Origin of the sequence: Leucobacter exalbidus, assembly GCF_017834145.1 — a bacterium.
GTDB classification, from domain to species: Bacteria; Actinomycetota; Actinomycetes; order Actinomycetales; family Microbacteriaceae; genus Leucobacter; species Leucobacter exalbidus.
This window is the reverse complement of record NZ_JAFIDA010000001.1, coordinates 763,328-787,275: the sequence shown is the minus strand read 5'-3', so window position 1 is coordinate 787,275 and position 23,948 is coordinate 763,328. Positions and strand designations below refer to the sequence as shown.

Sequence of the window (23,948 nt, the reverse complement as noted above, 5' to 3'; positions counted from 1 at the left end):
AAAACACGTGATCTATCCCCATTGCGGGTGACCCCCTGCCGGGCGGGTGGCCGCTGAGCCCATGATGGTGCACCAGGAGGTGCACCATGACCCAGCACTTGGCTGGCGGGCAATCCCGCCGCCCCGCAGCATCGGCAGCCGTGCCATCCGCGTCATCCGCGCAACCAGTGGCCGCCCCGCACAGCGCCCCACACAGCGCCCCGCGTTCTGCCTCGCACAACCGCACGGTGGGGGCCCGCGGCGAAGCCATCGCGGCGGCGTACCTCGAGGGGCTGGGCTACCGCATCCTCGACCGCAACTGGTACAGCCGGTACGGCGAGCTTGACCTTGTGGCCGTGGACGGCGAGACGCTCGTCGCCGTCGAGGTGAAAACCCGCACGGGGCTCGGGTACGGGCACCCGCTGCAGGCGATCACCGACCGCAAGGCCGCGCGGTTACGCCGGCTGCTCGTGGAGTGGTGCCGCGCACACGATGGCAGCGACCTCACCGATACCGCTGCGACAGCTGGAATGGGCGACCGCCTTGCCTTAACGGGCTGCCCCGACTTGGACGGCCCCCTCGCCTCAGATGACCGCCCCGTTGTAGGTGTTCGAGGTGATCGGCCCCGACGGTGGTGGGCCCAACTGCGCATCGACGCCATTGGTATTGTGCTGCGCGACGGGTACGCGCCCAACATCGACCACCTGCAGGGCATCTCATGAGCGCCCATGTGTGTCGTGCCGCCGCCGTGTCGCTCACCGGGCTCGACGGCACGGTGGTGATGGTGGAGGCCGCCGTCTCACAACAGCTTCCCGGCATGGCGATCATTGGGCTACCAGACGCTGCACTCGCCGAAGCCAAACTGCGGGTGCGCACCGCCACCGGGCAGATTGGGCTGCCCGTCTCGAGCCGCTTCGTGACCGTCAACCTTTCGCCCGCCGCGCTCCCTAAACACGGCTCGGGGTTTGATCTCGCTATCGCACTGGCGGCGCTCGCCGCCTCCCAGCAGGTACCTGAAAGCGATATGAGTGACACCGTGCACCTGGGGGAGCTGGGGCTCAGTGGCGAACTCCGACGCCCCGCGGGGCTCCTCACCGCGGTGGTCGCCGCCCGGGCACACGGCTTCGCCCGCGTGATGGTGCCCAGCTCCTGCGTGAGAGAAGCGCAACTGGTACCGGGCATCGAAGTGGTCGCGGTGGCCGGGCTCCTCGACGCCGTCGCCTGGTACCGCGGGGAACGGCGCATCGCCGCCTTAAGCACGGGCACACCAGGCCGGGCAGAACCCCGCACGAGTGAAGCTCACGCTTCAGCCGCCTCACACCCCACCTTTGCCGGAGACATGTCAGACGTCATCGGGCAACCCGAAGCTGTGGAAGCCCTGGTGGTCGCAGCGGCCGGGCGGCACCACCTCTCCCTGCTGGGCCCGCCCGGCGCGGGCAAAACACTCCTCGCGACGAGGCTCACCACCATCCTGCCCCCACTGACCGACGACGAAGCCCTGCAGGCCAGCTGCATCGCCTCGCTCGGCGGCGACACCCTCACCTCCCTCGTGCGCACGCCCCCGTTTGAGAGCCCACACCACACCGCCTCCACCGTTGCCATTATCGGAGGCGGCCACGGCAGCGCGGTGCGCCCGGGGGCCATCACACGGGCCTGCCACGGCACGCTACTCATGGACGAGGCCCCCGAATTTAATCGAGACGTCCTCGAAGCACTCCGCCAACCACTCGAATCAGGCACCGTTGAAATCCATCGCTCCAACGTGCGCGCGGTACTCCCGGCAAGATTCCAACTCGTGCTCGCATCGAACCCCTGTCCCTGCGGTAACGCCGGATCAGTCGAAACCGCCATCCAATGCACCTGCACGCCCATTGCGCGCATGCGCTACCAACAACGCATCTCAGGGCCGCTCTCGGATCGCATCGATCTGCGGCTCAACCTGCACCGGGTGTCACAAGCCCTCGTCAACGCCGACCCGGGGCACCGCCCCACCAGCGCACAACTGCGCGAGCGCGTGATCGCCGCGCGCAGCCGCACCGCACACCGGCTGCGCCACACCCCGTGGCGCGTCAACGCCGAGGTGCCGGGCACCATGCTGCGCGGCGCCTTCAAACTCGACCGCGCAGACACCGCGGTGCTCGACCAGGCCTACGCCAGAGGCGCGATCACCATGCGGGGATACGACCGGGCACTGCGCATCGCCTGGAGCGTCGCCGATCTCGCCGGGATCCCGCGCCCTGGCAGGCCCGAGCTCGCACAAGCACTGGCCCTACGAGGAGGAGACCGAACATGACCAGCACACTCGGCATCGACCCGGGCACCCACGCCCTGATCCGGACCATCTGGGAAGCCCACGGCACAGACCATGTTGAGCCCGACCCCGCAGCTCCTGAAGCGATCGACCCGCAAGCCTCAGCGACTGAACCGGTGTCCAGCCGTGTGGCCGAGGTCTTTGCCCGCGCCACCTGGGCGCGACTCATCGAACCCGGTGACGCCATCGCCGGTCACCTCATCGCCACACTGGGCGCCGTCGCCGCCCTCGAGACCGTCATCGCGGGCACACTCGATACAGGCTCCCGCGCCCCAGCGTCCCTCGACATCGACCCCGCAGCGTTCGTCAAGGGGATCGCCAGGTGGCGCCCCCGGCTGGATAAGAACGCCACCCTCCACGACCTGGCAAGCGCCGCCGAAACCCACACACGCCTCCTCATTCCCGGCGACCCCCACTGGCCAGACAGTCTCAACGACCTCGGATACCACGCCCCCGTCGTACTGTGGGCGCGCGGCCGCACCGAACTGCTGTCTGAGATCTCGCTCGCCGTCGTCGGCGCACGGGCAAACACCGGGTACGGGGCACACATCACCGCAGAAATCACCGACGGCGTGTGCGCCGCCGGCGCCACCATCGTCTCGGGCGCCGTCTATATTCTGTACCCCAAATTATGTTGTTGCTTCCAAAGGAAAGAGAAATTTGGGGTCGCCCAATGCTTTCTCAACTTTTGCTTTTGAGCCGTGATGGTCATGATGGGGAGACTCGAGAATTACAATCCCGCAATCGTTTTCCTTGGGTACTGACGAATCAAGAACAATCCAACGTTCGTTCGTTCTCAAACGGATTCACGATGCTCTGAACGCCGTGTCCCGAATAGTCGAAGAGGAGACGTACTCCGAAGCCATCAAAGGCATTGGGTTCTGGAGTACAGTCACCACCTCAGCCTGAGCCTGTCCCATGTCCCTGGTCACGGGGCACAGTGACAGGGGACAATATTGTGGACCATGAGAGTGGGTCGTAGATTCCAATCAGGGCAAGCGATCCAGCGGTGAATTTGTGTGTATGTGGAGGAGGGGCTGGCGTTTCGTCGCCGGGGACGTAAAGGCTAGATGCATGGATTCAACTCTGAGCTGGGTAGCTTTCGGAGCAATGGCCTCGGCGTCGAATTCCAAGTGCAATTCGAAGGGATGTCGGACAAGGCCCCGACCCTCCGAGCAGCGTGCATTCCTAGGGCAAAGACCTTTACCGCCATAGAATTGCGTGGATTCTAGAGGTCTTCGAAAGGTGCACTAAGTGGCGAAACGTCTACGACCATATTGCGGCCCTGATTCGGACTCAGGAGACGAAGACGCTGGCGACCTCGGTGAAAAGAGGCTCTCCTAATGTCGGACTCTTCAAATAGAGTTTCGATAATCGAATCAGAGGAGTGGCCATGGCGCTAAAGACATCCCTGGTGGGTCGGGTGCGGAACACGACACTACCCAAGAGCCACGCGCTACTCCCGCTCCATGAGGCGGTTGTGAACGGCATCCAGGCGATCGACGTCCGGTTCCCCGAAGATAGTGCCGGTCGAGGTCGACTAACCGTCCAGATCCATCGTGAGACTCAAGGGGTGTTCGACCTTAATGCCGAATCTCGTGGTCGTTCACCGATGAGGGTCATTACCGGTTTCAGCGTCGTGGATAACGGCGTCGGATTCACCCCCGACAACATGACGTCGTTCGAGACACTCGACAGCGACTATAAGGCAGGCATTGGTTGTCGTGGAGTGGGGCGGCTCCTGTGGCTCGTGGCGTTCGACCGCGTCGAGGTTCGTAGCGCGTACTACGACGGTGGCTTGCTCTCTGGTCGGCAGTTCAAATTTTCGATTGCCCAGGACGTCGTTCAGGGCGTCTCGCCCGAAGGATTGACTGATTCCGGTACAACCGTGCGACTCGACGGTTTTAAGAAGGCCTACCAGCAGAGCGCAGCGAAGTCCGCCGAGGCAATCGCTCGGGAGATCTTCGAACACTGCATCTGGTATTTTCTCCGCGATGGCGGAGCTCCTGACGTGGTCGTTAAGGACGACGACGAAGCTTACTCGCTCAAAGACTTCGTCGAAGAACTTGGGTACACAGAGACCACGGCTTCTTTCGAGGTCAAAGGGCAGACGTTTACAATGCTTAACCTCCGTCTGAAGACCTCGGCCCGCAACGCCACGCCCCGCTTGCATTGGTGTGCCGCGAACCGCGTTGTGAAGGACGAGAGCATCGCTGGCAAGCTTCCTGGGCTCTACGCTCGTATGAAGGACAGCGCCTCAGGCGAGTTTACCTACGTCTGTTATTTGTCTTCAGCCTTCCTTGACGACCACGTCAGGGCCGACCGCACTGATTTTGACCTGCCAGATCGTTTGCCGGGCGAAGCCATCCTCAACGAGCCAACGCTCAATGACATCCGTACAGGTGTCCTGAAAGAGGTTGCGAAGACCCTTGCCGAGCCACTGGCGTCAGCGCAGACCGCGAGCAAAGAGCGAATCAACCACTTCGTGAGCACGAAGGGGCCCAAGTTCCGCCCTCTCATGAAGCGCATCGAATCGGCCGGGATCGTCGTGGACCCGTCAATGAAGGACACCGACCTCGAGCTGGAGCTCCACAAGCACGCCCAGAAGATTGAGACCGAGTTACTGGCCGAGGGCCAGGCCGTGTTTGCCGTATCGAGTGGCAAGAAGCCCGAAGGCTATGACAAACGTCTTGCCAAGTACGTCGAGACCCTCACCGAGCTCAACCAGTCGGACCTGGCCAACTATGTCGCGCGACGTCGCACCACGCTCGACATTCTTGAGGAGCTCATCCGATCGGGCGAAGATGGCAAGTACGCCCGTGAAGATTCCATTCACGAGTTACTTTTCCCGATGCGAAAAGACTCGAACGATGTCGGGATGGACGCGTCGAATCTCTGGATTTTGGACGAGCGGCTCGTCTTTCATGACTACCTCGCGTCCGACAAATCGCTCAAGAGCATAGTTATCACTGGGGATGAGTCCATGAAGCGTCCAGACATCGTGGTGTCTCGGCCGATCCAACCGGACTTGCCGGTGCTCACTTCTGACCGCCAAAATCCGCCGCTGAATTCGATCGTCGTCGTCGAACTCAAACGTCCGATGCGCAATGATGCGGCCGAAGGGGAGAACCCGATCGATCAGTGCTTGGACTACGTCGAACGTATTCGTGAGGGTAAAACGAAGACCGCGATGGGGAGGCCGATCCCGTCAAGTCCGCAGGAGCCGCCTGCGTTCTGCTATGTGATTGCCGATCTCACTCCGACGATGGTGAGTCGATGCAAGAAGTCCAACTTGACCAAGACCCACGACGGGCTCGGGTACTTCGGTTACAACGAGCCTTACAAGGCGTATATCGAAGTCATCAGTTTCGACGGCCTTGTCAATGGAGCGAAAGAACGAAACCGAGCGTTTTTTGACAGGTTGGGGTTGCCGTCCAGCTAGTTACGAAAGCCGCTACCGTTGTTCCTCGAACGGGTCGACCAAACTCTGGATACCGTGCACGGGGCAGATGAATGCGATGCGCCCGCCCGCATTGTTGGAGCCGAAAGCAACATCTGACTCGCAGTCTCTGCCACAGACGGAGCATGTCCTGTAGCTGTCTTCCGTGGGCAAGCGGATCGGCGTGCCGTTCAGCTTGCCGACCTCTTTTTTACTCCATGTCCATGACTTATGTGAATTTGGTTCTATTCGGGCCATTCCGGCGGATTGACTGCCTGTGCTGGGTTGCGGTCCAAGCCGGCCGCAAGGTAAGTGGGCTGCCGCCACTCCCGGACCAATTCCTCATACATGCGCCCAAGGTTGACTGCGCGTGAGAAGCCAATGTGCAACGCGCTCATGTACTCCGTCAATTCGATTGCAGGTATCGCAGCGCCCACCTTTGGGAGAGTATCTTGCAGAGTCTTTAGGTCAGATTGCACATCCTCCAGAGGCGACCAGTATGATCCATCGATTTTGTCCCAGATCGCAAGTCGAAGATCAGCTCGAAGAAACAGCCTCACCAGGGTGAGAAGCTCTCTCGGTGGAACGACTACAGGCGAGTTCGGTTCAGGGATGCCGGCGCGAAACAAAGCATTATCGAGCTCTTTGAGCTGATATGCAAACGTATTGAACGCTGAATAATACTTGCCTCTACGTGCAAGCAGTCCGATATACGAAAAGCTTGGATCGTGCTGGTCTAGCTGGTTCCACGACGGGATGTAGACAGTAGCCGTGTTTTGCTCCTGATATGCCGGATTGGTGGGCAGCAACACTTTGGCTAAGTAGTCATTGAGACAAACGTAATAGACGTCTTCAGTCTTCAGATCGACGTAGCAAAGGAGAACTGGAATAGCGGCACCCATTGTCTCAACTGTCAGAAGTGTTTCTGTGTCGAGTGTGAACTTCGCGACCCTGATCGTCATCGGAGTGCCGTCGTTGGGGGCAGGGTCAAGCTTTGTAACATTTCCCCGACTGCGTACGACGTGTTTATGGAGCTCGATCTGCTCCGTGGCTTTTACTTGGATATAGAAATGTTCGCCGAGTGTGTTCGCGCTTTCGGGATCGGTCGGATCTGGACCAAACACTTCAACGTGCAAGTCAAGGCCATAATCGGGGCTCATCTCCCGGACAACCCACGAGCGAGGGAGCTTGCGTTTGACGATGTCGACACCGCTGTCTGCGCTGATATGTCGCCTTTGTCGTTGTTTGGTTCGAGCTTCCGTCATGTCTAAAGGATCCCATAGACATGGAATGGGGCAACTCCCACACCACGCATCGTGCTAATCGCGCAGCGCCTGCAGATATTCAGTCGTCCAGTGGTTCATGAAGCGCCCGTGATCATCTTTGCGATGCCACAGTCCATGAATCGTTGGCTCAGACAAGATGGATTGGCGCAATGGCTCCATCGCGTCGACGGCTATCTGCCCAAGGCTGCCAAGGATTTGGATCTGACCAGTTGAGTGTCCGAGTAGCAACGGTGCCATGCCGTTCAAAGTGGATTCTCCTGGCTCAGCGGGCTTGCCGAAGTGCACCCCACCTTCGACGTGAGCGTAGTAGCGGATCACGCTCTTGACGGAAAGGTCGTTACCTTCGGCAACGCCGATGTCAGTCTTGAGGAACTGCTCCAATCCCACGGCGGGACCGCCGGGGTCGCCAATGATCCGCTCACCTCCGTTCCCGAAGTGGCGTGGTAACCCCGCAGCGGCAAGCTTGTCCTCGATCTCATTCCAAGAGCGGATGTGAAATTCAATCGGAACTTCGGGTCGTGTGGTCTTTATTGTGTTGAGTAGGGCCTTCCCATCGGTCAGTAGTTTTCGCAACAGAGGCGCAATACCCAACAGCTCATACCTGGTTCGTGTCTCCGGATTGGTGCTCCGCCGGCGGAGGTCGTCGACCGTCTCGACGAACAGCCACTCTGCGAGGATCAATTGCTCGCCGATGTCCTGAGCCATCAGGCGACCTCGCTTTCTTCCAGGGGTGCTTCCTTGAGGGCACCAGACACAGTGCCGACAGAGACGCCGACGGCCTTAGCAATCGCTCGGATCGACTCGCCCTTTTCCCGACGAGCCAGGATTACTGTTCGCTTGTCCTCGTCGACCACACGGGGACGGCCTCCGACCTTCCCTCGCGTGCGTGCTGCTTCCAGGCCACTCTTGGTCTTCTTCACGATGTCGCGGCGGCGGTCTTCGGCCAGCGCGAACGCGAGGTCGAGCAGGAAGCTACGCTCCTTGTGCTCCCCAGCGGCAATGCCTTCGAGCACCTTGACGAGGATGCCCTGCTTGAATAGATCCTCCAAGACGATCAGGCCCTCGATGAGGTTGCGCCCAAGCCTGTCGACCTCTTGTACAGCGAGCATGTCGCCGGGCCGGATGTACTCAAGCGCCGCCTGCAGCCCCGGTCGCTTGTCCAGCTTCAGGCTCCCGCTGACCTTCTCCTCGAAGACCTTGACACAGATCTGGTCCAGCGCGTCGTGCTGCCGGGCAGTGTCTTGACCCTTGGCGTTTACTCGTACAAGTCCTACCAGTGCCATGACAATGATCCGTTCAATAAACGTGTTCAGTTATTGCTTAAAGCTTACCGTTGTTGAACGACGTGCGAGCCTGAAATGGGTGTTTTTAACCACCCTTCAAAAGCATCATCGAACGACCGTTTGTTGAACGCGACGAGGCGCGGTTTGTAGAGCTCACGGGGTGTCTCCTAAGCGACGTTGGGTACTGGAGAATTCGCCGTCGGTTACGAGGCATAGTTATGAGAACTGGCGTGCCAGTGGGGCGCAGGAATAGGTCTCGCACAGTGAATCGGCGGCGATATGTCTTGTTTATCTAGGGTTTCGAGGCGATAAGTGTGTTGCCGTGGAGCCACGTTCATCGGGCATCAAGTCGGGCGGGGCGTACGGAAAGATGCGGGCTCCGGAACTACGAAACTTTTAGTCGAGAGACGTTCGGTAGCGATTGTGTCGTGGTGGGACCCTCCCGCGGGACAGCAATAACAGCGGATGTAACCAGGCCGAAACTGGTTGGAATTAGTGTCGCCTAGGTGTCCATCCAGATGGCAGCATGCCAGCGATCTTTCCACGTTCAGAGTCTGCCGCCGATGACCATCCTTGAGCTGCCAGAGCATCATCATATGCACCGCGTGCCAACCGCAGGCCAAGGTCTGGGTGGCTCATTCCAGGTGCACCGCCTCGGCGCGTCGAGGCCCGGACACTCCACGGCTTGTCAGCAAAGCCTCCTCCTCGGAAGACCCGGTAATCTCCGTAGCGGGCAGGATCTAGCAAATCCCAGCACCATTCCCAGACGTTTCCAAGAGTGTCGCGAAGCCCGAATGCATTGGGCTCTTTTTGACCAACTTCTTTCGGGTTCTCCAGCTTGTCGTTCGATGTCCAAGCGATGGCATCGAGGGGTCCATACTGTGACCCCACAGTGCCAGCTCGGCACGCATATTCCCATTCGGCTTCGGTGGGCAGCCGATACCCAGAAGCGTTGGTCTGCCAAATCACCTCGTCTGCTTCGAAGAAGTATGCAGGGGCAAGATCTTCTTTCATCGAGGCCGCATTGCAAAACTTGATGGCTTCCAACCACGTAATATCTACCAGCGGCGATTCCGAACCCGATTCTCTATTACCCATCAGCTGCGCGTATTGAGCGGTGGTGACGGGGACAGCCCCAATCGCAAAAGGTTCTAGGTCGACGGTCCAGCGGCGTTTCCGTCGAGCGTCATGCAATTCCACTTGTCCGGCCGTTAACGGACGAAGGTCAAAGGTAGGCATTCCAGAATGTTCCCATGTCTCCCATAAGCCGGTCGGGTTGCGGACGCACATATGAGGTTCTCATCGGCGCGCGCGGACGACGGAGGTCGCGGTCAGAGCGACGCCGCGGTCAGAGTCATTGACGAGGGCGGTGAGCGTAGCTTCAGCCGCCGACCCGGGAATCTCCGCGAGTGTAGCCGTCAAGCGTTGGCGAGCGGCGACTGGTGCTTCTGAAAGTCCGGCGACAATCGCACGAACAATGCCATCCGCACAACTGTCCTCTGCTGCCAGCACGCCAAGGGCATCCGCGGCTTCGATGTCGTAGCGGCCATCGATGATGAGGGCGACCAGATCGGGAATGACATCCGTGTCACCGCGGGTGCCGCGTGCGAGCACGGCTCGCCCGCTAACCAACGGGTCGGAGTGTTGGAAGGCGTCGCCAAGCGCAGCGAGAGCACGGGGGGAGTTAATCTTCTCCAGTGCCTCGACTGCGCGGCCTCGTCGCCCGGCGTCAGGTGAGCTCAATGCCTCCGCAAGAATCGGGATTGCCTTATCACCGTTCCGCGCGATTGCCCAGTAGAGAGCACCCGCAGCGTTGGGATCGAGTTCGCTCAGCGCTGCTTCGGTGAGGGACGGGACGTCCGCTTGCCCCTCGCCGGTTAGCGCAAGGGCGAGGCGTTGTCGCGCTGACGGGTCGTCGACTTCGAGTCCTCGCACCAGTCCGATGGTGCGCAGCACGTCGGACCATGCGGCGGGGCTGCTCCTGTGTACCTGGTTTAGTCTGCGCAGCAGCTCCTCCTCTTCGGCAACGCGGGTGCGTGTGCGGGTGATCATCTGTTCGACCAAGGGTGCCGGATCGAACGCGAGGTCTCCGAGCGCTTTTGCGACCTCTTGCAGATTCAATCCGAGAGAGCGGAGACACTCTACGTGGAAGAGGCGTTGAACGTCTTGCTCTGAGTACTGCCGATACCCGCCGTGCGTCCGTCCGGTGGGCGATACGAGCCCGATCTTGTCGTAGTGACGTAGCATTCGGGCGCTGATCCCGGACTGCTCGGAGACCTCGCCGATAAGCATCCGCTCAATCCTTCACAACTGGCGAATCGCGAAGAGCAACGACTCGACGTGCTTCTGCAATCGCGGCATCGAACGCTTCGTCAGGATCTTGCATGAGTATTTCGGTTGCCAGCGCATGCGCACGCACCCCTGTGTCAGAGTCGGTCGTTGCTCGCTCGACGACCGCCGTCGCGCCCTCTCCCAAAGCGGCGAACGCGCGGCTGAGGCTCAGCTGAACCTCCCGATCTCCACGGTTGAACTGCGTTGACAAAGTCTCGGCCAGATCAGCTTCTCCGCCAGAGGGAACCAATCCGGCAGCCGTGCGCCACGCGGCGCGAGCGACCTCGTCATCCTCGTCCTGCAAGAGCGCCGAGGTGATTGCGGGCCAAGTGTCAGGGTGTCCAAGCTTCGATAGAGTATGAAGGGCCTGGGCCCGCGCTTGTGTGACGTCGGAGCCTAGCTCCGTTAGCAGCCGTTCGGCCACTGCCGACGCGTCATTGCGGATCAGTGCCCACGTCAGCATGTCACGCACATAGAAGTCCGGTTCGATCGCGCACCGGTCAATCAGCACGTCGATGTAGCCCGGGGTCGGGGCGCTCCCCGCTGTGAGAGCCGCCTGTAGCCTCACCGACGAGGCAGACGCTTCCAAAGCGTTCCTCAGCTTTGAAGCCGACTCTTCTATTCCTATTTGGGTCATTGCAACCACCTCCTACATCTATTGAAGACCTTGTCACTGTGTCAAGGTCAACCCAACGCGACGACAATGGGTGCACCCGCGCCCGGTGCGACTTCTGCGCGATTTGAGACGCCGTCAACTACGACGTCGGCGAACTGCACACAACCAAGGAACGCAAAGCCTGATGAGGTCACGGACGATCGACATGGGTACCCTCGGGAGGTTGGTATTCCGGGCATTTCTGTTTACTTCATGCAGCGCTAGGGGCCAGTCGGAATTTTCATAACCGAGCAAACAGCTGATCCGACTCCAAGAGACTCTCACCATCACTTGCTACCACCATCATGTCGAAGTGAGCCCCATGGCCCTGAACGTCGAAATACTGCTTAAACAGCCTGAGGAAGTCTTTAGTGCGTCCGACGTCAATCGTCTGGTCTATGTCGTCCGCGATGGTGTGCGACCCTGAGTTAGCCCAGACATGAAACTGGGAAACCACTCGCTCTTCGATCGGTGATGCGTTGCTGGGCCGATCAAAATCCTTTACGTTTCCTATTGTCTTGAAGTACCCTTCGAGAATTCTTCTGACGATATTGAATACGCCAACACGTACCAAATCTGATTCGTCTTCGGTTTGCGCAGCCTCAACAACTGAATGCCAGAGAAGGGGATAGCTACCGCGGATCTTGGATTTGTATTCGTCGTCACGGACTGTGGTGAACCCATCCAGATCCTTCACAAGCCTGAAATAACGGCGTTGTTTCGATTTCCGATCTGCAGTGTAGGCAGCCTCATGATGAAACTGTGTGTTGTGCGTCAAAACAATGAGTTGGCGGAGATTGGTGGTTCCCTTTATGGCTAGATTCGCGGCATCGCGGATGTACGCGGCGATCATGAAAAGGGCGTCGCTGTCTAGGCTGGAGATCGGATCGTCTATGACGGCCACAACATCTTCAGGTACGCCGCTGGCCACTTCGCTACCGAAGAGTGATTCCCAAAAATAGGCGAAGCAAATGAAGGACTTCTCGCCTTCGGAGAGAGAATCAAATGCAGGGCTGCCATCTTCGCGGACTATCCGATAGCCACCGCTGGAATCACCGGCGCTGCTTAGGCTGAAGCGGTGGAAACCCATCGCTTTGAGTAGCTTGTTGATCTTGTCGGCGACATCGCTCGTGTTGGAAATAGATTTTTGAAGGTCGTCTATCTTCGGATTTGCTAGAGCGTCCTCGTGCTCGCTTTCCGTAATTTTGGTCCGCAGCCCGGTGATTTCCTTTTGCTTTTTTGCTTCAATCCCGTTTAACTTTTTCAGCTCGTTGCTAACGGCGGTGCCAGACAGGAACGCCACCCACCCGTCGGCGACGAGTTTGCCGCGCTCGACGCTGGCATTCTCAACGATCTGTTTGTGTTGCTCGATCTTCTCGTTCTCATCATCAACGAGCTTCGCAAGTTCAGATACAACACCATCCACATCAGAAACAGTGATCGGCTGTGTCGGGTGTGCGCTTCTCTCTCGCAGTTCAGCGAGAAGGAGCTTCGCGGCTTCGCGAACACGCGAGATCGCAGGACTGAATTCCTCTTCCTCGACCTCCGTATCCTCGCTCAACGCAATTTCTAACGCGGAGATCTCACCCTCGAGCTTTGCAGCGACAAGTTTTACAGCGCTTTCAATCTTGAGTGAACCTTGAAGTGCCGCATCGAACCCGCCCTCGAAATACTGAGCTAAGTCATGCTCGAGATTTGCAGGTGCTTGGTTCTGACAAAACGGGCACTTCCCTTGCGCTTCATCTACGTAGTCTCGACCCTTACTGACCCAGTCTTCGTTCTTTAGATGCTGGATGAGTTCTGCGAACTTTCCACCTTGGCCGTGCGAGCTCTTGCTGGAAACCTCGGCGACATCGTCCGCAGATATCAAACTGACCGTCGTAATGTCGGGGAGACTCACACGTATCTTTTTGCCGCTGCTCAAGCTTTGGGCGCGTGTCTTGATCGGCTCCCAGTCAACTTCTGAGTTTAAGGACTGTATCTCGCCGAAACGTTTGCGCGCCTCGTTAAAGAACTTGTCTTGATTGTTTCGAAATCCCTCGAAAACTAGAGGAACTACAGATTCGTCAATATCTTTGTGAGCACTGAAGATCGATTTGCGAGCAGCGACTCGGTAGTTTTCTATGTCCCCAAGCAGGCCTTTCGGGGCCTTGTCGTCGGATCCTGGACCAATCTCTATGCGCCACTGGTTGCGTTTGCTGGTGCGATCCCTGATTTCGTCTTTCAGCGCGTCGATTTCGTCATTAATCGTCTTTGATGTGTCTCCCATAGTGAATATGCCATTAACTCGCTCGGTAAGAACTCGTGATCGGTAAGCCTCGTTGAACACTCGAATCGGAAGATTCGTACGTGCTACATCCCAGGTCGCTCTTTGGGCCGCATCACTTGGCTGTCTGGCCAGCATGCTTGAGATTGTTGACTTGCCTGCGCCATTTGGTGCGAAGATGAAGTTGACCTTCTTGAGGTCACCGAGCCGTAGTGGTTGCTCTCCGAAGCAATAGTCGGCCTGGACGGTGATTGACTCAATTTCCACGATTTCTCCCCATTGATGTTCTTGGCGCTTCGGTCGATATTGCAACGTGACCGTAGCTCGCTTTGCAGTGCCGACCCTCTTCAGACAATATCTGGTCGGGTACCTCACTCGGGGTTGTGCCTGAATTCTTCGGCACGTTGGGGTGCAAAGTGTAACGGGGCGAAGTTCGAGTATGGGGAGTGTCATGGAGACGCAATTCAACAGCGAGACTTTTGGCTCTAGTCCTTATCTCGGGGTCGCAGGTTACGGGGCCATAACAAAGGTTGTTCCGTGGCGTAACTCGGTCGCACTACGGAACAACCTAGCTACATTTTCCTCCGCAAAGTGCACCCCGTATCCGGACGTGAATTCGCGAGAGACTGGACTCGTGGTGCGGAACTCGAACGGTGCCCGACGGGCACCGTGGCATTGACCCGGTGCCAAGGCAACTTCAGGTTCGAGTCTCGCTAAGGAGATCTCTACAAGCCGCCTGTATCTGTGATTGCCTGAGCCCTGCGACGAGGTTCCCTTTGATCCGTGGCGCGGTGACCGCTCATGCATTCACCCCACTACCCGTTGGCGTCGCGCGTGCGAAATATGATCCACGCGGCACCCGATAGCAGGCCGGCCCAACCTGCCATGACAAGTCCGCCAGATATGGGATCGAGTAGGCCGATGCCGGGATATGTAGTGAGGAGCTGGATTCCCGTCAGGTCAGGTAGATATTTCAGTATGGGTACCGCGCCAAGCAGGGAGATGGTGAGACCGAGCACAAGAGGGACAAGCACGACGAGGGTGACGATCAAGCTTCTCGCAAGGATCGTGATCGAGGCAGCGATGAGCGCAATGAGTGCGTAGTTGACTGCGACGCTCAGAATATTCCAGACCATCTCGGTCGTGAACATGCCAACCGACAGTCCGTACTCACCGAGGGCAGCATGTTTCACCAAGACGGCAGCGCTCGTGCTGATGAGGCCGATCATCGCTGACAGTGCCGCGATGACAGCAAACTTCGTGGCGAGTACCCGGCCTCGGCCGGGCGTGGCCAGCAGTGTCGTTCGAAGCTGTCCGTCAAGGTACTCGGTGCCAGTAATGAGTGCGGCGAGAAGGATCACGAGAGGCTGCCCAAAACCTGCCGTCTCGAACCCGTGAGACTCGATGGGGAACGCTGCGGCGGCGGGTGCCAACGGGTCGAACGCGAGACCGGATGTCAGCGCAAGTGCGGGTGGGATGACGAGCGCCGCGGCCAGAGTGGCCTGGATGCTGCGCAGCGTAAATGTCTTGGTCAGTTCGGCGATGAGTACGTGGATCATGAGCTGCGCCTCACATGTCACGGCGGACGAAGGAAACCGCCGCCACCGTCAGCAAAGCGAGAGCCCATGTGGCCTGAACCAGCCCACCAGCGACAGAACCGAGGTGGATTCCTGTAGACGTGTCACTGTAGAGCGCAGCCCCCGCAGCGACCGGCAGGTACTTCGCGCCTTCCCAAAATCCAGCTAGGAAATCGCCGATTCCGATGACCAGGGGGATGACGAGAATGAGTGGCAGGATCGCGGTACGGGCAAGAACGCCGACGGCGAACGCGATGAGTGCAGTAAGTATCCAGGCCAGGGTTACGCCGCCGATGTTCGCCCAGATCGCGGGGGTCAGTGCCCACGGGTCGATCCCGGCGTTGCCGGCGGCGTGGGTGATGACGATGGTGCCCCACATAGTGAGAAATCCGATCACTGCGACCGCGCAGGCAAGCAGTACGGTCTTCACGATGAACACACGCAGCCGCTGCGGAGTCGCCAAAAGTGTCGTCCGGATCTGTTTCCCAGCGCCGTACTCACTACCCGCCCACAGCGCAGCCAGCACGACAACGAGGACATATCCGAAGCCAGCCATCTCGAAGCCTTGGTAGCTGATCGGGATGGGCTCGGCAGAGAACAGTCGAGGGTCATCTGCCGGCAGGTCAGCACCGGAGGCCACGTTTGTCCAAGCCATCGGCCAGGTTGCGAGCATCGTCACCAGAGCGAGGACCCACATCGTTGTCGCGCTGAAGAATTTGGTCGCCTCCGAGCGTGTCAGGGCAAGTGCACTCATCGTCCCCACCCCTCAGTGCCGGTGGCGCGGTAGTCGGCCTGGTTCTCGGTGAGAGCGAAGAACGCGTCTTCCAAAGTGCGGTGTTCGCCCTTCACTTCAGTGGTGGTGCCCGATGCGAGGACCTTGCCTCGGGCGATGATGACGAAGTCGTCGGCTGTCTCTTCCATCTCACTCATCAGATGGCTTGAGACGAGGACTGCTCGGCCTTCCTCCGCAAGCGACCGCAGGAACTGCCGAGTCCAGCGAATCCCATCAGGGTCCAGACCGTTCGTGGGCTCGTCCAACACAAGAACTCTCGGGTTGCCCAGAAGCGCGGCCGCGATGCCAAGGCGTTGCCCCATACCAAGAGAGAAGCCGCCGATCCGTACCTTGTCGGCATCCCGTAGGCCGGTCAACTCGAGCACCTCGTCCACTCGCCGCGTGGGGATCGCGTTGGACTGCGCGACCCACCTCAGATGCGCGCGGGCGGTACGGCCCTTGTTCGCACCGGGGCCATCCAACATCGCGCCGACCTTCCACAACGGCCGTTGAAGCGCACGATAAGGCACGCCATCGATCAGCGCGCTCCCCGAGGTTGCGCGGTCGAGGCCGAGGAGGATGCGCATCGTCGAGCTCTTGCCCGCCCCGTTTGGGCCCAGAAGCCCCGTCACTCGTCCTGGCAAAGCAGAGAAACTGACGTTGTCAACGACCGCCCGGGAGCCGTGGCGTTTGACAAGATTACTGATTTCGATCATGCCTTCGAGTCAACCAAGTCAGCCCCGATGTGTCAGTCTGCAGACGTTGACAATCCGGAGATCAAAGGAGTGGACCCACCGGCATTCAGGGGATGCCAACCAGCCCATTCTCGTAGGCGATGACAACCAGTTGCGCGCGGTCACGAGCACCGAGCTTGGTCAGAATACGACTGACGTAGGTGCGTACGGTCGTTGGCGTCACAAACAGCGCCTGAGAGACCTCGTCGTTCGACAGCCCTCTGCCGATCAGCACCAGCGTCTCCTGTTCGCGGGTAGTGAGCAGGTCCACCCGTTTGTCTCGTCGAGCCGGAGCAAAGCGACTTATCAGCCGTTTCGTCACCTCCGGCGCAAGTAACGCGTTCCCCTCAGCGGCGATGCGAATTGCTCGCAACACCTCCGGGGGTGGGCTGTTCTTCAGCAGAAACCCTGACGCACCTGCCCGCAACGCCTCATACACGTAATCGTCCAAATCAAACATGGTCAACACGATCACGTGCGGACCACCAGGCCGCTCGGCCAAAACGCGGGTGGCCTCCAACCCCGTCATTCGGGGCATCTGCACGTCCAGCAGCACCACGTCTGGACGATGCAGCTCAGCCATGCGTAGCGCTTCGTGCCCGTCATTCGCTTCCGCAACCACGGACATTCCTGGTTCGCTATCCACCAGCAGGTTCAACGACGCACGGATCGTTGCGTCGTCATCAGCGATCAACACCCGGATCGACACTATGAGACACCGCCTGACTCAGCTGCTACCCGACAAGGCATGGTCGCCGTGACGATGAAGCCGGGCGTAGAAGTTGTCGCACGAAATGTGCCGCCCCGTAGTCCGACCCGCTCACGCATCCCTGTCAGACCATGCCCTTCGCGGAAGCCTTGTGGTGCACCCTGCCCGTCATCGCGAACCTCGACTTTGACGCTCTCATCAGAGATGCGCACACCGATGGAAACAGACGACGCTGCCGCATGTCGGATGACGTTAGTCACCGCCTCCTGCGCGATCCGATGGACGGTCGTCCGCAGGGCCGCGGGCAATCTATCCAGATCGCCGTCCACCTCCACGATTGCGCGAATACCTGTGCGCTCCGCGGCTTGTGCGAGGTCAGCCAGTGCTCCGACCAAGGGCAATGAGGAGGGCGTCGCTGAAACACCCTCGTCGTTTGAGCGTTCTTGCTGTAGCAAGTCCTTCAACTCAGCGAGTGAAGTGCGGGCGTCATCCGCTATCTCGTGTAACACGGCACGCAGCTGCGCGTTATCGAGAGTCGACACGTGCGCCGCGATACCAGCACGGACACCGATCGTGCCCAGCGAATGTGAGAGAACATCATGCACATCCCGAGACATCCGCAGCCGCTCTTCCGCACGCGAGCGAGCTGCCGATTCACGCCGCGCCTGCCGGGTTCGCACCCCAAGTACCCACGACGCCGCAAGCACCACCGTGCTCAGCAGCATTCCTCGGAAGCGATCTTCGACACCCTCCGCACCGAGTCCCATCGACAAGAACAGGACAAGAAGAGCAGCAATAAGCATCCACCACGGGAACCGTCGAGAGCCTCGTCGCTCGGCGAGCACGAAAACCGTGAAGCCCGTCAGCACAAATGGATCAGCTGTCACCCCAAATACCCATGCGACTCCCGTCGCCACGGCAGTGACGAGCAATGCGAGAACTGGCCAGCTACGGCTCAGTAGCACGCCTCCCACCGCGGCAGTGGCGAGCACAAGCTGAACCCACCGTGCGTCTCCGTCATGAGGGGGCACAGTCAGCCACAGTCCCGCGATGACCGCCAGCCCGAACACGAGGTTCCGACCCAGGACCCACCAGGCAGACTGGCGCAGAACGGCAGAAGACAACACCTCGCCACCTCTCCGGGCAGTAGTAGCTTTCCCTGTCTTCATGTATCCATCGTAGAAGGTACGTGTCCAACGCAGCTGGCTACCGCGACGCCAAAGAGAGGAGTGATATAAGGCCAGTCCCCATCCAGGGCATGGAACTCCAGCGCTTTGCGCCCGCCCAAATTTGGAGAACGGGTCTTCAATCTGCCCGGTGATAATCGGTGGCGCTCCACAGCGGGGCTGCCACACAACACGGTGATAAACGGTGGCGCTTGAGGCTTGAACCTGGTTTACGTGAGCTGCAAGAACCGCATGTTTCTGCGGATTATGCTCAGCCTTTCCCTGTGTTGCTCGGGGCAGTGAAAAATGGTGGCGCTTCTTGACCCACTTAGGGTCAAGCTCCGGTGGCGCGCTTGTCAGGAACCCGGGTCACTTGTGGGTGATAAACGGTGGCGCACCAACGCCAGCATTGTCTGGTTCCGCCAGCAACGCGTAGCGCCGATGTCTCGAGATTGGCCGTGACTGCGTGCAAAAGTGGCGATCTGCGTCGGCTGGACAATGCGTGCGTGGTGGTGTGGGTCGTAAAGTTACTTGCCAATTCGGAAAATGAACAATATGCTTTCCGTTATGGAAAACAACTTTAGCGGGCCATCGCCAGACGCAGCCACGGACGCCCTGAACGCGCTATCGGCCGACCGGGAACAACTTGCAGCGAACGTAAACGTGCCCTGGGCGCTGCTGGCCGCCTTCGGCGGGGTGGGCGCGTGGTGGGTTGCTGGCGCGGCCTCGGCAAGTCCTGGCGAGAGCTACGAACCGCCCACATCGAGTTGGCTGGCTATAGTTGTCACGCTCGTCGTTTCGTACTTGATCACGCTAGAGACCGGGATCCGCTTCCGATCGATGGGTGCCCGAGCCGGTTGGGCAACGGTCGCGATCATTGCCATCTGCCTCGCGCTGTTCAGTCTTTCTCTCGGTCTCGTGTCTTTCGGCGCGTACTGGGCTGTCTCAATAACCAGCCTTATCGCGTTCGCGTTGACGACGTGGCTGGCTGGCGTCGCTTTTCGATCAGCAACGGAGAAGTTGCGTAGTGAATGAGGTTGCGTTTGATGAGATCATCCACGCGCCCGTGCGATTGCGCATCTGTGGGCTCCTGCGTCCGGTCGAACAACTTGATTTCGCTGTTCTGCGTGACGCACTGAACATCTCGGATGCCACGCTTTCCAAGCACTTGAAGACTTTGGTCACGGCCGGGTACGTTTCCTCCAACAAAGCCGCATTCGCCGGACGAAATGACGCACGCCGCATTACTTGGTTGGCCCTTACCTCTGCTGGACGGGTTGCGTTCGATGCGCATGTCCGTGCCCTGCAACAGATTGCAGGGACCACGACTGGTTAGTCCAATCATGGTGTCGGCTAACACAGCAGCGAAAGCGTAGAGGGTTCTTTGTGACCAAAGTAGCTGGGGTGACTACGGTGAAGCGAGGACTGCGCAACACCTCATCAATGAGACATTCAAGTCTCAGAACCCACGGAACAAGTTCTCGATGGCGCTCCAAGCCCTGGCAACAAGCTACACCATCCTTGTGTGGCGTCGCCGGCAACGCGTAGCGTCGTCATTATGACAACCGAAGCCGACCGCGCTGACCACGACTTTCTCATCAAGTATGCTGGCCTGACAGAAGCTGATCTCTCGGATGAGGCGCTTCGAGAGGGTGATGCCGAGCTTGCTAGAAATCGCGCAGCAGCTCACCAGCAAGCCGTGGCTGCATCGTGGGATGTCGACCGCGTCGCTGTGTTCCTCAACCTCGAGCCCGCCAGTGTGCGTCGTGCTGCGTCGGAGGGCGCGCTGTACTCTTTTGCGTCTGAGGTAGGTGAAGCGATCTGGTTCCCGACGTGGCAATTCACGACGTCGGGTCTTCTGCCGGGGCTGCAGGAGATTGTCCGCGCATTGCCACGCAGCTACCATCCAGTCACTGTCCGCGACCTCATGACGGAGCCGGACGCGGACGAAATGCTGGGTGGTCTCAGCCCGGTGCAGTGGCTCACTGACGGCCATACTCTGGCGGACGTAATGGTGATCATTGATGGCCGCAGCCAGGAGTGAGTCAGCACGGTACCACTGACATCAGATCCGGGTCGCCGCCTACGGGCCGGCTTCTTCCACCGCCTGCCTGAGCTGCGCTTCTAGGTCATCGACGAATGCTTGCGGCTCCTGTTTCCCGTGGATACACGCCTGCACTCGCTCATCGTCAATGGGAATCGTTCGGTTATACCCGCCAGGACCGGTGACCCTGAGGCCGAGACCGGTGTAGGTGTCGCCCGAAATGGTGACCAGCTCAGTGATAACCGGGGAACCGACGGGAAGATACATAGCGCGTTGAGCGGCACGGCCGAAATTCGTCGCGTTCATTGAGAACAGCTCGCCGATCATCGCTTTTCTTCAAAGGGATCGATGACGCTGTGAACCCCGTGCTCGGGGCAAATGAACGCGATGCGGACACCCATGCCAGAAACCGTGGTCGGCTCAGGCTTACAGTCACCACCGCACGCTGGACATGTTCGGTGACTCTCGTCCTTAGGCACGCGGATCGCTGCGCCGTCGGGGCCCTCGAGTTCGTGGTAATCCATGCCTCAAGTCTGCCGCAGTCCATGAACACTTGCACGCCTTTTGGGGAGGCGCTTCTGAGCAGATCTAGGCCCAGCACACCGTTCGGCAGCCTAATGCAAGTCATAGTAGCCAGCCGAGTTCCTGCGGTGCATGGCTGGGATGATCGTCGGCGAGTTCAATATCGATGCTCGAATCGGCTCAAGCGCGTCTGCAACTAGCTCCCCAAGGTGAGCAAGAATCTCGATCTGACCGGTCGTATTGTCTGGGAGTATCGGTGCCATGCTGTTCATGGGCCCCTCGCCAGGCTCTTTGGGTCTAACTCTTGCGGGCACACGCGCGGTCCTTGTGAGCGGCGATCTCACCATCCTGCAATGAGGGCACAACGCTACTTCTCGGCAGAGGTCACGAACTACCGAAACCGCGGGATTGTCACCAAGTTTTGTTCGCCGTTGAGAGCTTCGCGTAGCTGATCGCGTTCATCTAATACGAGCGCCAGCGCAGCGGCGTAGTTCTTCACTCGCTCTGCAAGTTCCATTCGTTCGGAGCTGAGTCGAGTGTTCCGTGCGATCTCCTCGGTAAGCCGGGTTCGGAGCTGGTCGACCTCCGGTTTTGTACGATTCAACATTCGTGCACGCTCTTGGAACGCTTTATTAATGTCAGGGTTGTCGTGCGTGAGCCGATGCCGTTTGACTCCCGCGAGTTCGATGAGTCGCAATCCGGTCAGCGGGCCTTCAACGCGACCTTCAAGAAGATCATCGGCTGCCTGCTGAAGCAAGGTACGGGTTTGTTCAGCCTCATTGTCAGTCATCGTTTTGGTTGCTTTCGTGTTCATGAATCGCTTTTGTGAGCGTGCTTGCGACGAGTTGAGCGCGTTGGTATCTGATCGGCGGCGCAAGGATATCGTCGTTCAATTCGGCGACCATTTCCTTGAGCTCGTTAATATCTCCGTCTGTTCTAGCGATGTTCGAGCAGGCACTTCGACACTCACCGAGCGCTGGCCCTTGATCATTTCGTGAGCAGAGTGCTGTTGTTTGGTTATAGACGCAGTGCATGCCTGCCCCCTTAAATACTTGGAGCGTGGGGTCGGAGAGGAGCGCGTTAGCTTGGCGTCTGGTGGGAATGGTGCGGCCCAAGAACTTCGCGGTAGCAAGCCTTGTACGCTGCTCGAGTTCGGTCGCCGCGGGCCCACTTAGATGTCCGCCATTGTTGAGGTATTCCTCTACGTCTTGAACATTGTCAATTCGTTCGAGCCACCGTTCGAAGCCGAGTTCATCAGGAAAGCCGGAGGCATAACTTCCCGAATATCCCTGTGTGACGTAGGTGGCGACATGTCCATATTGAATCGCTGCAGCCACGAGGCCTCGTGGGCGACGGACGATATGCCAGGCCAGGGTTCTCCGGAATCGACTCGGGCTGACGCGACCATGTGGATCCGCGGGGATGCTGTCTTTTCGATTGTTAGATGTGCAGTAGTCATTCACCCAGTCAATGAATCTGACGAGATCTGTGCCAATCTGCGACGAGGTTCGTGCCGTCCCAGCTCGTAGGTTGTCGGGGGAATTTAACCCACGTATTGCTCGCGGGCGCAATGAATTGGGGAAGAGAAGTCGACCTGAGCTCAGCTTTGTGAGTATTCTTACTGCCTCTGCCGCTAGCGGGTGTACGATCCACGGTACGGACCGCTGCTGCCCTTCTGCCGCTTTCTGGCCATTCGTGTTCTTTGCGGATTTCCACTGAATTCCAGAGACCGCCCAGAGTCCGGTCTTGGAGTCCAAGATCAGGCAGTCCTGTTCGAGAGACAACGCTTCCCCAGGGCGCATCCCCGACAGGTAGGTGAGCAGGACGAAGCATGCCGTCTGAAGGTGTGTTGTCAACGAAATGATCTCATCCCAAGCGAGGAAGCGCCCTCTCCAGAGCTCCCCATCTAGCATGGCCGAACAGGGCACGGTCAGATAGGCATTGTCGTCGATCGGCAGACCCGAACGGGCGATCATTTTACTATCAAATTTAGGAAAAGAATGTCCGGGGCCACGCGCAAGACGGCCCAGGTGCTGCCATCGAACCTCGCGTGTGCCGTCCGCTAAAACCCGCCCAGGAAGCCCAACGTCCGCCTTTTTTAAAGCAGCAAGTGTTCTTCGAAGGCGTTGCTTCCGATCGGAAGCTTGCAACTGCTCTGACTCCACAGGTCTGTGTCTATATTCGTTTTTTATCAGTTCGAGGTACTGATGGTAGCTGCCAACGATGTCGTCGGCAAAGTTTTCGACGAACTGGATCGACCAACCCATGAGGGGTGCCAGGGTTCCATCGGAAATGCGCGGTGTCCGATTCTCACGTTTCTGAGGAGGACGACCTAAGAGGTCATAGGCCCGTTCATCATGCCAGGGCGCAGCTGCGGGCAATTGCATCGACACCGGTACCACGTCACGGTAGACCCAGAGCCGCCGGGTCTCCGTAAGAATGTGTCGCTTCTGGGCATAGGTGAGATCAGTTTCGCTCAGATCGCCCAGCAAAGCGTCCAGGATTTTAGGCGTGGCTTTATCTAAGCTCCGGATTCCTTGAGTCTCAAACCACGTTATGAGTCGAAGAAGGTGTGGGCGTACAAAGGCAATCGTGCGCAATGACGGAAGTGCTTCGACAGGGCCAGCGGGCAGCGGTCGTATTTTCTCGTCGTTGATGAGATGCCAAAAGTAAGTCTTCACGTCTTGCCGCCAGTGTTCCGGGAAAACCTCGAAGTTCAAAGAAATCATCGTGCTGTGATCCTCGAATACACCCGGCGATAAGTCCCATGTAGCGTCGCTGAATCGTGAAAGTGATCCTCGGCGCGTGTCATCAGGTCGGAGCTGACGATTCATGAGTACCGGTGGATCTTCCTCAAGCTGGGCGGTAATTAGA

The 23,948-nt window shown here is 58.9% G+C and carries 22 protein-coding genes; 7 read left to right on the top strand and 15 right to left on the bottom strand.

Annotation, left to right across the window (positions count from 1 at the left end):
* Positions 1-86 precede the first annotated feature (86 nt).
* The 4 genes from JOF28_RS03615 to JOF28_RS03600 all read left to right on the top strand — a co-directional run bounded on the left by JOF28_RS03615 (position 87) and on the right by JOF28_RS03600 (position 5,732).
* On the top strand, positions 87-701 hold the full coding sequence (locus tag JOF28_RS03615) for a YraN family protein (protein ID WP_209704511.1): 615 nt from the start codon (positions 87-89) through the stop codon (positions 699-701).
* Complete coding sequence (locus JOF28_RS03610) at positions 698-2,272, top strand: YifB family Mg chelatase-like AAA ATPase (RefSeq protein ID WP_209704510.1); 1,575 nt, start codon at positions 698-700, stop codon at positions 2,270-2,272. The genes JOF28_RS03615 and JOF28_RS03610 overlap by 4 nt, the downstream gene beginning before the upstream one ends.
* A complete protein-coding gene (locus JOF28_RS03605) occupies positions 2,269-2,988 on the top strand; it encodes a DNA-processing protein DprA (protein ID WP_209704509.1) in 720 nt (239 codons plus the stop codon). The genes JOF28_RS03610 and JOF28_RS03605 overlap by 4 nt, the downstream gene beginning before the upstream one ends.
* 782 nt (positions 2,989-3,770) lie before the next feature.
* Positions 3,771-5,732, top strand: a complete 1,962-nt coding sequence (locus JOF28_RS03600; protein WP_342452070.1) for an ATP-binding protein — start codon at positions 3,771-3,773, stop codon at positions 5,730-5,732.
* Between the two features lie 242 nt (positions 5,733-5,974).
* Here the strand turns inward: JOF28_RS03600 and JOF28_RS03595 are convergent, their stop codons facing one another.
* From JOF28_RS03595 to JOF28_RS03540, 12 genes are all read right to left on the bottom strand, one after another.
* Positions 5,975-6,994 carry a DUF4365 domain-containing protein gene (locus JOF28_RS03595; protein WP_209704507.1) on the bottom strand — a complete coding sequence of 340 codons (1,020 nt, stop codon included), beginning with the start codon at positions 6,992-6,994 and terminating at the stop codon, positions 5,975-5,977.
* Between the two features lie 54 nt (positions 6,995-7,048).
* Positions 7,049-7,720 (bottom strand): hypothetical protein, encoded by a 672-nt coding sequence (locus JOF28_RS03590; RefSeq protein WP_209704506.1) that lies wholly within the window; start codon positions 7,718-7,720, stop codon positions 7,049-7,051.
* Positions 7,720-8,298, bottom strand: a complete 579-nt coding sequence (locus JOF28_RS03585; RefSeq protein WP_209704505.1) for a recombinase family protein — start codon at positions 8,296-8,298, stop codon at positions 7,720-7,722. The genes JOF28_RS03590 and JOF28_RS03585 overlap by 1 nt, the downstream gene beginning before the upstream one ends.
* A gap of 492 nt (positions 8,299-8,790) precedes the next feature.
* Positions 8,791-9,537, bottom strand: a complete 747-nt coding sequence (locus tag JOF28_RS03580; protein ID WP_209704504.1) for a formylglycine-generating enzyme family protein — start codon at positions 9,535-9,537, stop codon at positions 8,791-8,793.
* 60 nt (positions 9,538-9,597) lie between these two features.
* Positions 9,598-10,590 (bottom strand): HEAT repeat domain-containing protein, encoded by a 993-nt coding sequence (locus JOF28_RS03575; RefSeq protein WP_209704503.1) that lies wholly within the window; start codon positions 10,588-10,590, stop codon positions 9,598-9,600.
* Between the two features lie 4 nt (positions 10,591-10,594).
* On the bottom strand, positions 10,595-11,140 hold the full coding sequence (locus JOF28_RS03570; RefSeq protein ID WP_342452069.1) for a HEAT repeat domain-containing protein: 546 nt from the start codon (positions 11,138-11,140) through the stop codon (positions 10,595-10,597).
* A gap of 385 nt (positions 11,141-11,525) precedes the next feature.
* Positions 11,526-13,817, bottom strand: coding sequence for an AAA family ATPase (locus JOF28_RS03565; RefSeq protein WP_209704501.1), 2,292 nt, complete (start codon positions 13,815-13,817; stop codon positions 11,526-11,528).
* 548 nt (positions 13,818-14,365) lie between these two features.
* Positions 14,366-15,109: an ABC transporter permease gene (locus JOF28_RS03560; protein WP_209704500.1), complete on the bottom strand. Its 744-nt coding sequence runs from the start codon at positions 15,107-15,109 to the stop codon at positions 14,366-14,368.
* A gap of 10 nt (positions 15,110-15,119) precedes the next feature.
* Positions 15,120-15,881: a hypothetical protein gene (locus tag JOF28_RS03555; RefSeq protein ID WP_209704499.1), complete on the bottom strand. Its 762-nt coding sequence runs from the start codon at positions 15,879-15,881 to the stop codon at positions 15,120-15,122.
* Positions 15,878-16,615, bottom strand: coding sequence for an ABC transporter ATP-binding protein (locus JOF28_RS03550; RefSeq protein WP_209704498.1), 738 nt, complete (start codon positions 16,613-16,615; stop codon positions 15,878-15,880). The genes JOF28_RS03555 and JOF28_RS03550 overlap by 4 nt, the downstream gene beginning before the upstream one ends.
* A gap of 85 nt (positions 16,616-16,700) precedes the next feature.
* Entirely contained in the window at positions 16,701-17,342 is a 642-nt protein-coding gene (locus JOF28_RS03545) for a response regulator transcription factor (RefSeq protein ID WP_209704497.1), read from the bottom strand.
* On the bottom strand, positions 17,342-18,469 hold the full coding sequence (locus tag JOF28_RS03540; protein ID WP_209704496.1) for a sensor histidine kinase: 1,128 nt from the start codon (positions 18,467-18,469) through the stop codon (positions 17,342-17,344). Before JOF28_RS03540 ends, JOF28_RS03545 begins: the two co-directional genes overlap by 1 nt.
* Positions 18,470-19,075: 606 nt before the next feature.
* Here JOF28_RS03540 and JOF28_RS03535 point away from each other — a divergent pair.
* The 3 genes from JOF28_RS03535 to JOF28_RS03525 all read left to right on the top strand — a co-directional run bounded on the left by JOF28_RS03535 (position 19,076) and on the right by JOF28_RS03525 (position 20,552).
* A complete protein-coding gene (locus tag JOF28_RS03535) occupies positions 19,076-19,543 on the top strand; it encodes a hypothetical protein (RefSeq protein WP_209704495.1) in 468 nt (155 codons plus the stop codon).
* On the top strand, positions 19,536-19,844 hold the full coding sequence (locus tag JOF28_RS03530) for a transcriptional regulator (protein WP_209704494.1): 309 nt from the start codon (positions 19,536-19,538) through the stop codon (positions 19,842-19,844). The genes JOF28_RS03535 and JOF28_RS03530 overlap by 8 nt, the downstream gene beginning before the upstream one ends.
* Before the next feature lie 222 nt (positions 19,845-20,066).
* Positions 20,067-20,552 (top strand): hypothetical protein, encoded by a 486-nt coding sequence (locus JOF28_RS03525; protein ID WP_209704493.1) that lies wholly within the window; start codon positions 20,067-20,069, stop codon positions 20,550-20,552.
* Between the two features lie 39 nt (positions 20,553-20,591).
* Here JOF28_RS03525 and JOF28_RS03520 read toward each other — a convergent pair whose 3' ends face one another.
* From JOF28_RS03520 to JOF28_RS03510, 3 genes are all read right to left on the bottom strand, one after another.
* Positions 20,592-20,879 carry a hypothetical protein gene (locus tag JOF28_RS03520; RefSeq protein ID WP_209704492.1) on the bottom strand — a complete coding sequence of 96 codons (288 nt, stop codon included), beginning with the start codon at positions 20,877-20,879 and terminating at the stop codon, positions 20,592-20,594.
* 586 nt (positions 20,880-21,465) lie between these two features.
* The gene (locus tag JOF28_RS03515) at positions 21,466-21,888 is read right to left on the bottom strand and encodes a hypothetical protein (RefSeq protein ID WP_209704491.1); all 423 of its coding nucleotides are present in this window, start codon (positions 21,886-21,888) and stop codon (positions 21,466-21,468) included.
* Positions 21,857-23,803: a site-specific integrase gene (locus tag JOF28_RS03510; protein WP_209704490.1), complete on the bottom strand. Its 1,947-nt coding sequence runs from the start codon at positions 23,801-23,803 to the stop codon at positions 21,857-21,859. The genes JOF28_RS03515 and JOF28_RS03510 overlap by 32 nt, the downstream gene beginning before the upstream one ends.
* Positions 23,804-23,948: the final 145 nt, after the last annotated feature.